The organism is Nocardioides caricicola, from assembly GCF_039541135.1.
GTDB classification, from domain to species: Bacteria; Actinomycetota; Actinomycetes; order Propionibacteriales; family Nocardioidaceae; genus Nocardioides; species Nocardioides caricicola.
In genome coordinates, this window is the sequence record NZ_BAABFQ010000010.1 from 173231 (window position 1) to 188454 (window position 15224).

The 15224-nt window shown below is 70.3% G+C and carries 7 protein-coding genes; all 7 read right to left on the reverse strand.

The window, feature by feature from the left end:
• Positions 1 to 12: 12 nt before the first annotated feature.
• A complete protein-coding gene (locus ABD875_RS21745) occupies positions 13 to 312 on the reverse strand; it encodes a helix-turn-helix domain-containing protein (protein ID WP_345182263.1) in 300 nt (99 codons plus the stop codon).
• A 44-nt stretch (positions 313 to 356) separates the two neighbouring features.
• On the reverse strand, positions 357 to 845 hold the full coding sequence (locus ABD875_RS21750) for a CinA family protein (RefSeq protein ID WP_345182266.1): 489 nt from the start codon (positions 843 to 845) through the stop codon (positions 357 to 359).
• 10 nt (positions 846 to 855) lie between these two features.
• Positions 856 to 7251 carry an ExeM/NucH family extracellular endonuclease gene (locus ABD875_RS21755; protein ID WP_345182268.1) on the reverse strand — a complete coding sequence of 2132 codons (6396 nt, stop codon included), beginning with the start codon at positions 7249 to 7251 and terminating at the stop codon, positions 856 to 858.
• A gap of 298 nt (positions 7252 to 7549) precedes the next feature.
• Positions 7550 to 10606, reverse strand: coding sequence for an ExeM/NucH family extracellular endonuclease (locus tag ABD875_RS21760; protein WP_345182270.1), 3057 nt, complete (start codon positions 10604 to 10606; stop codon positions 7550 to 7552).
• A 77-nt stretch (positions 10607 to 10683) separates the two neighbouring features.
• Complete coding sequence (locus ABD875_RS21765; protein WP_345182272.1) at positions 10684 to 13059, reverse strand: 5'-nucleotidase C-terminal domain-containing protein; 2376 nt, start codon at positions 13057 to 13059, stop codon at positions 10684 to 10686.
• Positions 13060 to 13165: 106 nt separating this feature from the next.
• The gene (pgsA, locus tag ABD875_RS21770) at positions 13166 to 13786 is read right to left on the reverse strand and encodes a CDP-diacylglycerol--glycerol-3-phosphate 3-phosphatidyltransferase (protein WP_345182274.1); all 621 of its coding nucleotides are present in this window, start codon (positions 13784 to 13786) and stop codon (positions 13166 to 13168) included.
• A complete protein-coding gene (rimO, locus tag ABD875_RS21775; RefSeq protein WP_345182276.1) occupies positions 13786 to 15192 on the reverse strand; it encodes a 30S ribosomal protein S12 methylthiotransferase RimO in 1407 nt (468 codons plus the stop codon). Before rimO ends, pgsA begins: the two co-directional genes overlap by 1 nt.
• Positions 15193 to 15224: the final 32 nt, after the last annotated feature.

The following is a 15224-nucleotide window of genomic DNA, read 5'->3' on the forward strand; positions in this document are numbered from 1 at the left end:
CCCAGAAAGTGACTACGCCGCGGAGTTGACGACGCTCGCGGGCGTCGCGACCGGCAGCCGGGTGAGGCCGGCGGCGGCCTCCTCGAGCGCGACCGCGCTCGAGACGTCACGCAGGACCTCCGACAGCGGCACGTCGAGCGCCGCGCACAGCGAGGCGAGGAGCTCGGAGGACGCTTCCTTCTGGCCGCGCTCGATCTCGGAGATGTAGCCCAGGCTGACCCGGGCGTCGGCCGACAGCTCGCGCAGGGTCATGCCGCGCTGCATCCGCAGGTCACGGAGCACGTCGCCGAGCAGCCGACGGAACAGCACCATGCGCGTCTCCCTGTGTCGAATCTGGCGGGTCGTCCGTGCCAACGCTACCCGAGGCCCGAATCTTCCCGGCGCAAGACCGTCTCGAACGCCTCGAACGCCTCGCGGCAGGTGCGGTCCTGGATCTGCTCGCGCTTGCCCGGCAGCTCCAGCGCCACGGCCTCGAGCAGCCCCGGTCCGGCGATGCCGACGAACACCGTGCCCGGCGGCTTGCCTTCCTGATCGGCAGGTCCGGCCACGCCTGTAGTGGAAATCCCGTACGTCGCACCCATCACGGCCTTGACGCCCGACGCCATCGCCTTGGCGCACTCCGGCGAGACCACCCCGTGCTGCTCGATGATGCCGTCGTCGACGTCGAGCACCGTGGCCTTGATCTCGGTGGCGTAGCTGACCACACCACCGAGATAGGTCTCCGAGGCCCCGGGGACGTCGGTGAGCGCCACCGCGAGCCGGCCTCCGGTGAGGGACTCGGCGGTCGCGACGGTGCTCCCGCCGGCCCGCAACAGGAGGTGGACACGCTTGAGCAGGTCGGTCACGCGGTAGAACCTACCTCCGGACGTCGATGGCGTGGGTCGTGGTCGAGCCCTCGGTCCAGCTATCACCCTGATAGGTGACGGTCACGACCTGGACCCCGGTGGACCGGAACGGGTCGAGCCGGAACGTCGCCTTGCCCTTGTCCAGTGACTCCCACTGGGTGCCCTGGCCCGGCACGGTGATCTTGACCAGCCCGGTCGGCGTGGCGCCGTCTGCGTCGACCTCTACGCGGAGCTTGACCTCGGTCTTGTTCACCTTCACCGACTGCGGCGTGCTGTCGGCGGTGACGCTCGAGGACCTCTTCAGCACCGTGAGCGTCGCGGGCGCCGACTGGCTGGGCCGGGTCGTGGCGTCACCGACGTACGACGCGGTCACCGAGCGGACTCCGGCGAACGGGATCGGCGGGATCGCCACCGACGCCGTGCCGTTGACGAGCAGGCCGACGCCGACGGGGACGCCGTTGACGCTCACGAACACGTAGCCGGTCGGCGTGAAGCCGGCCGCCGTCACCGAGACCTGGGCGCTCACCCCGGACTTCCCCACCACGACCTGGGTCGGCACGACCGCCACCTGGGTGGTGGAGTCGGCCTTCGAGACGGTCACACTGACCGTGCCCTGGGACGGCTGGGTGCCGCTGTTCCCGAGGTACTTCACGGTCAGGCTGTGGGTCCCCACCGCGAGCATGGTGCCGGGGATGGTCAGCGTGCCGGTGCCGTCGGCCGCGACCGAGCCGGTCGCGATCAGCGTGCTGCCCTCGAGCAGCTGCACCGAGCCCGCCTTGTTCGCCCGGGTCGAGGTGACCGCCACCGAGACCGTGCCCGGAGTGCCGTACGCCATCGGCGACGCCGCCGCCGTGGTCGTGCTGCCGACCGGGTTCTGCGGCGTCACCGCGACCGTGGTCGTGGTGCTGCCGGAGCCCGTCTGCGCGTCCCCGGAGTAGTCGATGGTCACGGTCTGGTTGCCGGCGGTCGGGAACGGACCCACCGTCAGCGTCGCCGCGCCGTCGACCAGCGTGGCGGTGTCGATCACGGATCCGTCGACCGACGCCATCACCGTGCCGGTCGGGCTGACCCCCGCCGCGGCCACCGTGACCGCGATCGAGGAGGTCTGGTCGATCTCCACCGACGCCGGCGTGGCCGTCGCGGTGAGCGTCGGCTCCGCCTTCGTCACGGTCATCGTCACCGAGCCCAGCGACCCGGTGGTCGCGGAGTCCCCGCCGTACACGAGCGTCAGCTCGTGGTCGCCCACCTCGAGCGAGCCGGCCGGAATGGTGACCGTCGCGGCGCCGCCGGCGAGCGTCGCCGAGCCGAGCACCGTGATGCCGTCGCGCACCGTCACCGTGCCGGTGGCCGAGGACGGCGTCACGGTTACGTCGACCGAGCCGGTCTGGCCGTACGCCATCGAGGCGTCGTCGGCCGAGACCGTTGAGTTCGGGAGGCCGTCGGTCGTCGTGATCGGCACGATCACCTCGGTGCCCGTCGTGGTGCCGCGCACGAGGACGTTCGCGGACCCGTCGGCCAGGCCCTCGGGCAGCACCACGCTGACCGCGGCGGTCCCGGCCTCGTCGTCCGGCTCGGTGCGCAGCGTGTTCGTGACCGGGAAGGTGCCGAGCACGGTGTCGCCGAGGAGCACCTCGACCTGCGCGTCCTGCACGTCGCCGGCGGCGGTCATCGCCAGCGACGACAGCGTGAACGCGAGCGTGTCACCGGCGCCGTACTCCGCCGGCGCACCGCCGGCGAAGTGGACGCCGACGCCGTGCTGGGCGTAGTCGACGGCCAGCGGGTCGGCGAACTCGGCCATGTAGTCGACGACCGCCTGCAGGTCGGTCTTGCCGGTGTCCTGCTTGTTCGTCGCGGCCGCGAAGCCCCAGAAGTTGTCACCGGTGCCGGACGACAGGAACGACGTCGCCGACACGCGGTACGTCGCGTCCGGGTCGAGCGGCTGACCGTCCAACCACATGCCGGTGATCCGGTCGCCCTCGGCGCGGGACGCGTCCTGGGTGAACGTGAACCCGTCGGAGGTGCCGAGCCGCAGGAACGGGCGCGACGGGACGTTGCCGTCGGCGTCGCGCTGCCACTGCTGCTCGAGGATCGTCTTGATCTGGTCGCCGGTGAGGTCCATCGACACCAGCGTGTTGGCGAACGGCTGGACGTCCGCGGCCTGCCGGTAGGTCACGGGCCGCGGGGTGCCGTCGTTGCCGAGCAGGTCCGCGCGCAGACCGCCCGGGTTCATGAACCCGATGTCCGCGCCGGTCTTCCAGCGCTGGATCTCGGCGATCAGGTTGCCCACGGTGGACTCACCGCCGCGGTTCTCGACGGCCGGGCCGCCGCTGATGTTCGGGTCGGTGCGCCGCGCTCGCATGAACGGGCCCTCGACGTCACCCAGGACCGCGGCGCCCGCGACCTCGGCGTACGCGACCGCGTCGTCCACGATGTCCTGGGTGGCGGGGTCGGCGTCGTAGTCCTTGAGCTGGAGGACGGTCTGGCGGATGTTGACCAGGTCGCCGTCGCCGGGCGCGAACTCGAACTGCAGCCGGTTGAGGTTGGCGCCGTACTGGCCGGCCGACACGACCGGACGCTCGGTGACGTCGCGGTTCTCGTCGATCCAGGCCTGCACCGGCACCTTGTGGTTGTAGGCCAGGTGGGTGTGGCCGGACACGATCGCGTCGACGTTCTCGTTGGCACCGGCCACGATCTTGCCGAACGTCGAGTCGTCGGTCACCGCGGCGTACGACGTGCTGGCCGCACCCTCGTGCACGAGCTCGATCACGAGGTCGGCCGAGACGCCGGTGTCGCAGCCGTCGGGGCCCTTGAGGTCGTCGGCGTGCTCGTTGACCGCGTCGACGATGCTCGTCACCACGATGTCCTCGATGGCGGAGGCGGAGACCAGCGTCTCCAGGTCCTCGGTGACCGCGCCGACGAAGCCGACGACGCGACCGTTGGGCAGGGTCTCGCACCAGGTCTCCGGCAGCGCCGGGTCGCCCGCGGCGTGGCCGTCCTCGGTGTCCTTGAACTCCACGTTGGCGCCGAGGTACTCCCAGGACGTCAGCGGCATCACCCGGTCGACGAGGTCGTGGTAACCCTTGTCGAACTCGTGGTTGCCCACCGAGGACACCTCGAGACCGGCCTCGTTGAGGGCCGCGATCGTCGGCTCGTCGTTCTGGAGGAACGACTCGAACGTCGAGGCGCCGATCAGGTCACCCGCCGCCGCGAAGATCGTGTCGGGGTTCTCCGCGCGCAGCTCCTTGACCGCGCCGGCCATCGAGGCCGCGCCGGCAGCCGCGCTGCCGGGGTCGTCGACCAGCCGGCCGTGGAAGTCGTTGGTCGCCAGGATCTGCACCGTGTCGACGGTGGGGTCGGCGGTGAGCTCGCCGACGTCGATCCCGATGATCTCCGGGTTGTGGTCGGAGCTGCGGAACGGGTTGACCGCGTAGAGGTTGGTCGCGTTCGCGTTGAGACGGCTGTACTCGTAGTACACCGACTCGCCCGCGTTGATCTCCCAGATGTCCTCGCCGGTCACCATGTCGAGCGCGGCGGGGTTGGCGAACACGTGGTCGAGCGAGCCGGCGAGGCCACCGAAGCTGTAGGTCGTCTCAGGGGTGCTCGGCTTGAGGTTCTCGTAGCCCGCGGCCTCGATCACCTGGACCGGGTCCTCCGCGGAGTAGGAGTTGAAGTCGCCCGTGAAGAAGACCGGCTCGATGTTCTTGTCCGACGAGACCTGCTCGGCGAAGGCCACCAGCGCGGCAGCCTGGCGCTTGCGGTCGCCGTTGTAGAACCCGGCGCCGTCACCCGCGTCCACGTTGTCGCCGTTGACCGTCGCCGGAGCCTGCGGGCCGCTCTTGGACTTGAAGTGGTTCACGATGACGACGAACGCGTCCTCGCGACCGCCGCCGAGCGGCTTGAAGGCCTGCGCGAGCGGCTCGCGGGCGTTGCGGAACTGCGGAGCGTTCAGCAGCACCTGCGAGCGACCGACGGTCTCGACCTTGCTCGGGTTGTAGATGAACGCCGAGCGGATCGCGTCCTGCTCGGTGACCGTGGGCAGCGCCTCGGGTCGCGGCGACGCGACGTAGGCCCACCGGTCCCCGACGTACGACGGGTGGTGGGTCGCCCAGTGCTGGTTGAGCTTCAGGACCAGCCGCTTCAGCGCGTCGTCGCGGTCCTTGTCGGTGCCGTTGGGTCCGTCGATCGCCGGGTCGTAGAGCTTGATCGAGTTCTCGACCTCCTCCAGCGACATCACGTCGGCGTCGATGGTGTTGATCGCCTCGAGCTCCTTGGCCTCCTGGTTCAAGAAGTTCGTCTGGTTCGCGGCACCGCGCGGACCGAGCAGCTGCACCTTCAGGCCGGTGATCGGGTCGATCGCGTCCTGGATGCAGGTGTCGTTGGAGATCCGAGCCGCAGTGCCGCCACCGACCGGACCGCGGTCGGTGTAGAAGCTGCAGCGACGCGGGTTGGTGAGGCTGAAGGCGGACGTGTCGCTCCCGGTGCTGTTGCCGTCGCTGGCCGCCCACTCCTCACCGAGGGTGTTGAAGTAGTTGAGCATGTTGAACGTGGCGATCTTGAGGTCACCGGTGCTCCCGAGCACGTCCTCGGGAGCGCTCGTGCGGGTGTTCTCGATGGCGACCCGGTCCTGGCCGTCCTGCCCCGGCGCCACCTTGGTCTGCGGCTGGAGCCGCCAGAAGTCGAAGTCGAAGCGCAGCACGACCGGCTTCGGGAAGGTCACCGACGCGCCGACCCGCACGGGGTGGCTCGGGGTCAGCCACGGGAACTGGAGGTCCTCGAAGGTGTTGGTCGAGTAGTCGATGTCGGCGCCGTCGTCGAGGATCAGCTGGTGCGCCAGGTTGTAGCGCTGCCGGGCAGCGAGACCGGAGGCGTCGGACTGGTCGATGCTCTCGGTCGGGATCATCAGCGGTACGTCGCTCTCGGCCGCCAGGCCGATCTCGCCCTGCATCGCGAACCCGCGGCTGCCGCTCTGGGTGAAGGGGCTGCCGTCGTAGGAGTCGGTGACCGTGTAGTCGCCAGTGGGCTGGAAGAGCTCGCCCTCGTGCTCCTCACGGGCCGCGTCGAGCGCAGCGCCGGCCAGGCAGTTGCTGCCCGGCAGGACGCAGTCCGTGCCCGGAACGACGTCGCCCGGGACCACGGCCGGCTGCGGGGTGCCCAGCACCGTGATGGGGTTGGCGGCGCTGGAGGAGTTGAGCTGGGTGGACCCGAACCGCTCGCCCGCCACACCCTGCACCTCGACGGTGCTGCCGATCGCCGGCAGGGTCTTGCTCCCCGAGAACACGAAGATCGCGTCCGACGCACCCGCGGTGTCGTAGTCGACTCCCTCCTGGCCGCCGGTCTGCAGGTAGAAGCCGGCGTAGTTGCCGTCTCCGTTGGGGTACGCCGCCGTGACCACGCCCTCGGTGATGACCGTCTTGCCGCTCTCGGGGGTGGTGGGTCCGGTGCCCTGGATCTCAGCGATCGTGAGCCGCTGCGGTGCCGCCTGCACGTCGATCTCGAACTCGACCGTCGACGTGGCCGGCGTGGGAGCGGCCGAGTCGGTGACGGTGGCCGTGACCGTGGTCGTGCCGACCTCGGTCGGGGTGCCTGCGATCACGCCGTCGCTGGTCTCCTCGAGGCCGGCGGGGAGGGTGGAGAACGACCAGCTGTACGCCGGAGTCCCGCCCGTCGCTTGCAGCGTGATGTTCGAGATCGGGGTGTTGACGAACGCGTCCACGTCGGCCGGGTCGACGGCCGCGAGCGGCGTCGGAGCGCCGCCCGTGCTGTTCGTGGGCGTCATCGCGGTGCCGTTGAGCACCGTGAAGTCGACGTTGTTCCGGTCCGTGTCGACCCCGTTGGTGCGCGTGATCGACGACGAGTTGCTCGGGGCCGGGGCCGCCGCGGTGCCCTCGCGGATCGCGGCGGTGCCGAACCCGACGAAGTCGATGACGTTGGCGTCGGTGACGGCCGCGTTGCCCGCGCCGTCCGGGTCGATGCCGGCCGTGCCGTTGACGAGGAAGACCTGGCCGGCGGTGCCCGACAGGTTGAGGCCGCAGGCCGTGGTGTCCGCGGCCTGCGGCAGCGCGGCGCCGGTCGCGCCTCCCGCGCACTGCACGAGGTAGTGCTTGCCTGCGCCGAGGCTGAACGCCGGCAGCGCGAACACGTTCGTCGCCGTCGTGGTGGTCGCCGCCGCGCGGTACTGCAGGCTCTTCCCACCGAGCGCGATCGCCGACCCCGTCGGGTTGTAGATCTCGATGAAGTCGTTGGTCCAGGTGGCCTGGTTGTTGCCACCGCCGCCGTACACCTCGTTGATGACGAGGCCGGTGCCCGCCGGGTTGCCGCTCGCACTGGACGGGATGAGGAGCAGCGAGCTCGCGACCAGGGCGAAGGCCGAGGCCGGCCCTACCAGTCGATTCCAGGAAGTGCGCATGTCGGACGTCTCCAGGGCAGGGTTCGATGCGGGTTCGGGCAGGCGCCATCGAATCGCCCAAGGCGGAAGGCCACCGCCGCCGCTCGAGGCAGCGGGTACTTCCGGGGAAACCAAGCGCGATGCAAGATGCTCTCTCGGCCGAGATCCGAGATGCAGGGAACCTAACCCTGAAACGAACGTCTCAGGAAGAGAATCCGCCAACATCTTGTAACAAGTCGGCGAAGATTTCGGCTCAGGCCTCAAGTTGGCGTCGGGGCCCGCCGATAGCCGGGCCCCGACGCCAGGTCCTGGATCCGGGTCAGAACAGCCTGATCACCCGGACCGTGACGGTCGTGCTCGACGGCTCCGTCGCCTCGTCCCCGGCATAGCTGACCTCGACCTCGTGGATGCCCGCGGTGCGGAAGGTGCCGAGGTTGACCGCGGCGTAGCCCTGCTGCAGCTGGACCACGCGGGACTTGCCGTCCCACGTCACCGTGACGCTCCCGGTCGGCGTGACGTCGCCGTCGGAGTCGACCTGCACCACGAGCAGCACCGGCAGGAGCTTGGCGATCGTGACCGGGGGCAACGCACGAGCGGTGACGCTCGACGCGGCCCTGGCCTCGGTGCCGGCGTCCAGCCCGACGACGACCGGGTCGTGGTCGGACGATCGGTACGGACCCTCCTGGTAGAAGTCCGTCGCGTGGTAGTTGTAGCGGCTGTACTCCATCGCCACCGGCTCGACCGCGTTGATGTTCCACACGTCCGCACCGGTGAACCGCTCCAGCGCCGACGTGTTCGCCAGGACGTGGTCGAGCGAGCCGGAGAGGCCCGAGAACGAGTAGGAGTACTCGTCGTTGCCCGAGGCGACCTCGAGGTTGGTGTACCCCTCGTCGTAGAGGATCCGCATCGGGTCCTCCTGGGCGTAGGAGTTGAAGTCGCCCATCAGGAAGACGTCGTCGACGTCACCCTGGATCGTGGGCACCCAGTCGGCCAGCGCCTGCGCCTGCCGCATCCGCGACTCGTTCGACGCGCCCTGGCCGTCGCCGGTGTCGGCGTCGCCCGGCCACGGGCCGGCCGAGCCCTTCGACTTGAAGTGGTTGACGACGACCAGGAACGGGTCGCCGCCGGCGCGCGGGCTGAAGGCCTGGGCGATCGGCTCGCGTGCGTTGCCGAAGGCCTGGTCGTCGCCGCTCAGCGTGCCGAGCGCACGCGCCTCGCCGACCCGCTCGACCGCGGCCGGCTTGTAGATGATCGCGTTGGTGATCACGTCCATGCCGTCCGCGGGCAGCTCGGACGACGACGGGTTCGCCGCCCACGTGCCGGCACCCGCGTCGGCGTTGAGAGCCGCGACGAGAGCGCTGACGGCCTCGTCGGGCGCCTCTCCCAGCTGGCGCGAGTTCTCGATCTCCATCAGACCGACCACGTCGGCACCCAGCGCGTTGATCGCGTCGACGATCTTGGTCTGCTGTCGGCCGAGGTCCTGGGGGTCCCAGGCCCCTCGGAAGTCACACCCGTCCCGGACCGTGTTGCCGTCGTCGTCGCGGTCGTAGTACGCCAGGCAGCCGGCGTCCGGGACGTTGTCGTCGTTCGGGTCGCCGAGGCTGGTGAAGTAGTTGAGCACGTTGAACGACGCGATCTCGACCACCGGGTCGCCCTCGGCCGAGATCAGGTCCTGGTCGGGGGCCGCGGTGCGGGTGTTCTCGAACGTCGCCGGGGCGGCGGCGTTGTCCGGTCCGACGACCCGCTCCACCGGCTGGAACCGGTACGTCGGGGCGCTCGGGCTGCCCCCCTCGGTCAGGATCACCGGGTCCTGGAACGTGCCGGTCGCACCCACCCGGATCGGCTCGGTGTTCGAGATGTACGGCGGGGTCAGGTGGCCGTTGAACAGGCACGGCGCCGGCCGCGGGCTGCACGTCGACGCGCTGCTCGACGAGGCGGTGAAGTTGGTCGACGAGCCGTCGTCGAGCGTGATCGCGCGCGCCGCGTTGTCGGCCGCCTGGGCCGTCGCCGCGGCCGAGCCCGGAGCGCCGACCTGCGTGGGCTGGATCAGCGGGCGGTCGCCCACCGCCAGCCCGAGCTCGCCGTACTGGTTGGTCGCGTAGTTGTTCGAGACGGTGAACTCGCCCTGGGGCGCGAACAGCATGCCCTCGAGGCTCTCCTTCTCGGCGTCCGTGTCCGGCCAGGCGGTGATCGCCGGGGTCGGCGCCGGCACTGCCTCGCTCAGCTCCACGACGCTGCCGGCGTTCGGGATCGTGATCTGCGTTGCGCCGGCGAACTCACCGACGGCGCCGGTGACCTGGACGTGGTCACCTCGGGCCACGGTGACCGGGATCGTGCCCTGGTAGACGAAGATGCCGTCGGACGCCGTGTGGGTCGCCAGGTCGATCGATCCCCCGGTGCCGGGGGTCTGGAGGTAGAACCCGTTCAGGCCGCCGGCCGGGTAGGCCGCGGTCACGACACCGCTGGTCCGCTGCGTGCCGGTGCGCGCCGCCGTCTCGCCGGTCCCTTGGATCTCGGCGATCGGCACGGTCTCCAGCGCGGTGACGACGAAGCCGAACTCCACGCCGGCCGTGTCGCCCGCGGCGTCGGTGACCGTCGCCGTGACGGCGTAGTCGCCGGCCGCCGTGGGAGTGCCCGACACGACGCCGTCCGCGCTCACCTCGACGCCGGGCGGCACTCCGGTGGCCGACCACGCGTAGGGGCTCTCGCCCCCGGTCGCCGCCAGCGTGAACCCGGTGATCGGCTCGCCCACGAGGCCGGTCTTGTCCCCCGGGTCGTCGGCCGCGAGCTCGGCCGGCTCGCCACCCCCGGTGTAGCCGTTCGGCACGCCCTTCGTGCTCGGTGCGGCAGCGGCCCACGTGTCGTCGGCCTGGCGCTGCAGCGACTGGCCGACGGGCGTGGTGTCCGGCTCCAGCACCCCGATGTCGGTGGCCGTCTGGCCACTGGCCGGCCCGTTCGTCGCGGTGAGCGGTCCCTCGTAGGACAGGAACTCCACCACCACGCCGTCGTCCACGAGCGCCAGCCCGTCCGGTGCGCCGTTCTGGATCCCGTTCGACGGGTAGTCGAGGACCGCGGTGCCCCAGCCGTCCTGCTGGTCGGCGACCACGCCGGTCAGGGCGTCGGTGTCGTACGACGCCCCGGTGGCGCCGTTGTAGAGCACGACCTGATAGCCGGTGAGGTCGGTGCCGGCCGGTGCTGTCACCTCGACGAACTCGCCGCTGTCGGTGCTGACGTTGTCGTAGTGCAGCTCGCTGATGAACACGCCGGTGGCGGCGTTCGCAGGAGCGGACGGAACGAGGGCGAGGCCCATGACCGCCACGGCGAGACCGGCGAGCTTCGCCAGCACCCGTCGCGACGCCCGAGATGACGTGGACATGGTGAAGTCCTTCCGAGAATGCAGTTGTGGGGAGAACCGCGTCGGGGCCCGCCTCGCGGCGGGCCCCGACGTGGGCGCTACTTCTTGACGACCTTGATCGTCACCGAGGTGCTGGACGGCTCGGTGTCGGCGTTGCCGAGGTACTTCACCTTGACCGTCTTCTTGCCGGTGCTGGAGAACCTCTTGAGCGTCACGCTCGCCTTGCCGTTCTCCAACGTGGCCCGGTAGGTCTTGCCGGCCACGCTGACCGTGACCTTCCCGGCTGCCGGCTGGCCGCCCGCCTTCACCGTGACCTTGACGGTGGCCTTCGTCTTGTCGACGACGACCTTGTCCGGGCTGACGGTGGCGGTCGTCTTCGACGCCGCGCTCGCCGCGCGGACCACGAACGGCACGGTGACGACCGTGCCCGTGGTCTCGCCGGTGAGCGTCATGGTGTGCTCGCCCGGCGCGAGGCCCTCGGGCAGCTCGACGCTGACCGAGGCGGTGCCGGACTCGTCGTACGGCGTGGCTTCCGGGACGGTGTTGTCGACCGGCGTCACGCCGGCGTCCGTGCCGTCGATCGCCAGGGTGAGCTGGCTGTCCTTGGCGTCGCCCGCGCCGGTCATCGCCAGCGACGACACCTCGAACGCCAGCGTGGACCCCGGTGCGTACGTCGCCGGCGCACCGGCCGGGAACGCAACGCCCACGGCGTGCTGGGCGAAGTCGACCGGCAGCGGGTTGGCCTCGGTGCCGAACTCCGCGAGGTAGTCCACCATCGCCTCGAGGTCGACCTTGCCGGTGTCGCGGCGCCCGGTCCCGTTGGCGAACTCGAAGAAGTTGTCGCCACCGGTGGAGAGGAAGGAGTTGACCGTGACCGAGTACGACTGGGTCGCGACGATCTCCTCGCCGTTGAGCCACATGCCGGTGACCGTCTTCGTCGCCGGGTCGTAGGTGTACCTGAAGCCGGCCGAGGTGCCCAGCCGCAGGAACGGGCGCGAGGAGCCCTCGGGCTGCCACTGCTGCTCCAGGACCTTCTTGATCTGCGCGCCGGTCAGCTGCATGTTGACGAGCGTGTTGGCGAACGGCTGCACGTCCGCGGCCTGCTTGTAGGTGAGGTCGGACGGGTAGCTGTCCGGCGTGCTGCCGACCATGTCCTTGCGGAGGCCGCCGGGGTTCATGAACGCGATCTGCGCCCCGCCGGCGGTCTCGGACTCGGTCGCCCAGCGCTGGACCTCGGCGACGAGGTTGCCGAGGGTCGACTCCCCGCCCCGGTTCTCCTCGGTACCGCCACCGGCCTTGCCGCGGTAGGCGCGGCTGAAGCCGTCGGCGATCTCACCGAGCTTGACCGCGCCCTTGACCGCGGCGTCCGCCACGGCGTCGTCGACGATCGGCTGGACCTCCTGGTCGGCCGGGTAGAGCGGCGCGAACACGGCGCTCGAGGAGCCACAGGCCGACACACACTCGGTCAGCGGCACGAGGCTCTGGGAGATGTTGAGGATCTTGTTGTCGTCGGGCGAGATCGTGAACCCGAGCCGGTTCAGGTTGTAGCCGTACTGTCCCGCCGAGACGACCGGGCGCTCCTTGACGGGGTGGCCCGCGTCGCCCTGCCAGGCCGCCACCGGGAACTTGCAGTTGTAGGCCAGGTGGGTGTGGCCCGACACGATCGCGTCGACGTTGGCGTTGACGCCCGTGACGATGCTCCCGAAGTCGGAGGTCGGGTCGTCGTCCATCGCGTCGCAGTCGGTCGAGGGCGCGCCCTCGTGGACCAGCATCACGACCGCGTCGACCCCGTCGGCCCTGAGCGCGTCGGCCTCGGTGTTGACCGCCTCGACGATGCCCGTGACCTCGATCTCCTCGATGCCGGACGGGGTGACGAGCTCGGGCAGGTGCTCGGTGACCGCGCCGACGAAGCCGACCTTGACCTCGTTGACGGCGCCCTGGTTGAAGACCTTCACGAACGTCGGGTCGAGGGCCGGGTCCTCGGTGTCCTTCATCATCACGTTGGCGGCGATGTACTCCCACTCCGCGCCGCCGTACGGGTTGGTGGTGGCGTCGTAGGGAGCCAGCACCCGGTTGACGAGGTCGTCGTACCCCTTGTCGAACTCGTGGTTGCCCGCGGCGGAGACCTCGAGGCCGGCCGCGTTCAAGGCGTCGATCGTCGGCTTGTCCTGGTTGATGAACGACTCGAAGGTCGAGGCGCCGATCAGGTCACCGGCGGCCGCGAAGACGGTGTTGGGCCAGGTGGCCCGCATCTGGTCGACGGCACCGGCCAGCACTGCGGCACCGGCCTCGACGCCGTTGGACTTGATGCGGCCGTGGAAGTCGTTGGTGGCGACGACGTTGACGTAGACGTTGGGCGTGGCTGCGTCGGCAGTGGAGCTGACCAAGGCAGCTGAGGACGCGACGAGCGCGAGCCCGGAGACGGTGGCGAGGGCACGCATGCCCTGGCGCACCCGAGAACTGCTGGAGGGCACGAGGAGACCTTTCGGCGACGAGTTGCGGGGGTGCCCGCAACATAACCCCGAAACTGCCGTGCCAGGCAAGGGCCCCGGTGAACAAGTTGTTCCAGCCCGGCAGCCTTTACGTAACGGTTCGAGCGCGCAGGCTGTGCCGCTGCTTCCAGACGTCGCGGAAGAACTCGTAGCCGGACCACAGCGTGAGGGCGACGGCGATGGCCAGGCAGGCCTGGGCGAGGTAGAACAGCACCTCTCCGGGCGTCTCCATCCAGCCGGGCAGGTCCGGGTCGCGCAGCGGCAGGCAGAGCGTGGCGAGCGCGATCGCCTGGAAGGTCGTCTTCAGCTTGCCGAGGTCCTTGGCCGCGATCACGACCTTCTTGAGGACCGAGAGCCGCAGCAGGGTGACGCTCCACTCGCGCAGCAGCACCACGATGGTCACCCACCACCAGATGTCGCCCACGATCGAGAGACCGATGAAGGCCATCCCGGTGACGGCCTTGTCGGCGATCGGGTCGGCGATCTTGCCGAAGTTCGTGATCAGGTTGTGCTTGCGGGCGAGGTCGCCGTCGATCTTGTCGGTGATCATCGCGGCCACGAAGATCACGAACGACACGCAGCGCCAGGTGATCGAGTCGCCACCGTCGATCAGCAGCGCCCAGGCGAAGAACGGCACCGACGCGATGCGCAGGGTCGTGAGGACGTTCGGGACGTTCCAGTTGCTGGGCTTCGCCTCGACCTCGGTCATCACAGTCCCCGAGCGTAGAGGTCGGCGCCCTCGGCGCCGACGACCACCGCGCGCACGAGGTCGCCGACCTTCGCCGCGCTGTCGACCAGGTACGTCGATCCGTCGACCTCAGGACCCTGGTGGGCGGCGCGGCCCTCGACCCGGTCATCTGAGGGGGCGTCCTCGACCCGCTCGACCAGCACCTCGACGTGCTCGCCGACCCGCTCGAGCGCGCGCTGCGCGGTCAGCTCCTCGACCAGCGCGGACACGTGCTCGGCGCGCGCCCGCACCTCGTCCTCGTCCAGCTTGCCGTCGTACGTCGCGGCCTCGGTGCCGTCCTCGTCGGAGTAGCCGAAGACGCCGGTCACGTCGAGCCGCGCGGCGACGAGGAAGTCGCACAGCGTCTCCAGGTCCTGCTCGGTCTCGCCGGGGAAGCCGACGATCACGTTGCTGCGCACGCCGGCGGTCGGCGCGAAGCCACGGATCTGCTCCAGCAGCGCGAGGAAGCTGTCCGGGTCGCCGAAGCGGCGCATCCGGCGCAGCAGCGGTCCGCTGGCGTGCTGGAACGACAGGTCGAAGTACGGCGTCACGCCGGGCGTCGTCGCGATCGCCTCGACCAGGCCCGGGCGGGTCTCGGCGGGCTGGAGGTACGACACCCGGACCCGCTCGACGCCGTCGACGGCGACCAGCTCGGGCAGCAGGGTCTCCAGCAGCCGCAGGTCGCCGAGGTCCTTGCCGTACGACGTGGAGTTCTCGCTCACCAGGAACAGCTCGCGCACGCCCTGGGTGCCCAGCCACTGGGCCTCCTGCAGCACGTCGCTGGGCCGGCGGCTGACGAACGAGCCGCGGAACGCGGGGATCGCGCAGAACGAGCAGCGTCGGTCGCAGCCGCTGGCGAGCTTGAGCGAGGCGGTCGGGCCGGAGTCCAGGCGCCGCCGCAGGGAGGCCGGTCCGGACGCGTGGCCGGGGACCGCGGCCGTCGACAGCGAGCGCTCCACCGGCGAGATCGGCAGCAGCCGGCGCCGGTCCTGCGGAGTGTGGGCGTGGTGCTGCTCCCCCGCGATGATCGAGCGCAGCCGGGCCGAGATGTCCGGGTAGTCGTCGAAGCCGAGGACCGCGTCGGCCTCGGGCAGCGACTCGGCGAGCTCCTTGCCGTACCGCTCGGCCATGCAGCCGACCGCCACGACCGCCTGGGTGCGGCCCGACTCCTTCAGGTCGGCGGCCGCGAGGAGGGTGTCGACGGAGTCCTTCTTGGCCGACTCGACGAACCCGCAGGTGTTGACCACCACCGTGTCGGCGTCGGCCGGGTCGTCGACCAGCCGGAAGCCGTCGGCCTCCAGCCGGCCCGCGAGCTCCTCGGAGTCGACCTCGTTGCGGGCACATCCGAGGGTGACCATGGCCACCGACAGCAGGTTCTGGGAAGTCATAACCGATCGAGTATCCCAACCGAACCTGTGTC

What these genes read in the sequence shown, in the direction of transcription:
- rimO (WP_345182276.1), bottom strand. Translation starts at nt 15,192, where the DNA reads ATGACTTCCCAGAACCTGCTGTCGGTGGCCATGGTCACCCTCGGATGT.
- pgsA (WP_345182274.1), bottom strand. Translation starts at nt 13,786, where the DNA reads ATGACCGAGGTCGAGGCGAAGCCCAGCAACTGGAACGTCCCGAACGTC.
- ABD875_RS21760 (WP_345182270.1), bottom strand. Translation starts at nt 10,606, where the DNA reads ATGTCCACGTCATCTCGGGCGTCGCGACGGGTGCTGGCGAAGCTCGCC.
- ABD875_RS21755 (WP_345182268.1), bottom strand. Translation starts at nt 7,251, where the DNA reads ATGCGCACTTCCTGGAATCGACTGGTAGGGCCGGCCTCGGCCTTCGCC.
- ABD875_RS21745 (WP_345182263.1), bottom strand. Translation starts at nt 312, where the DNA reads ATGGTGCTGTTCCGTCGGCTGCTCGGCGACGTGCTCCGTGACCTGCGG.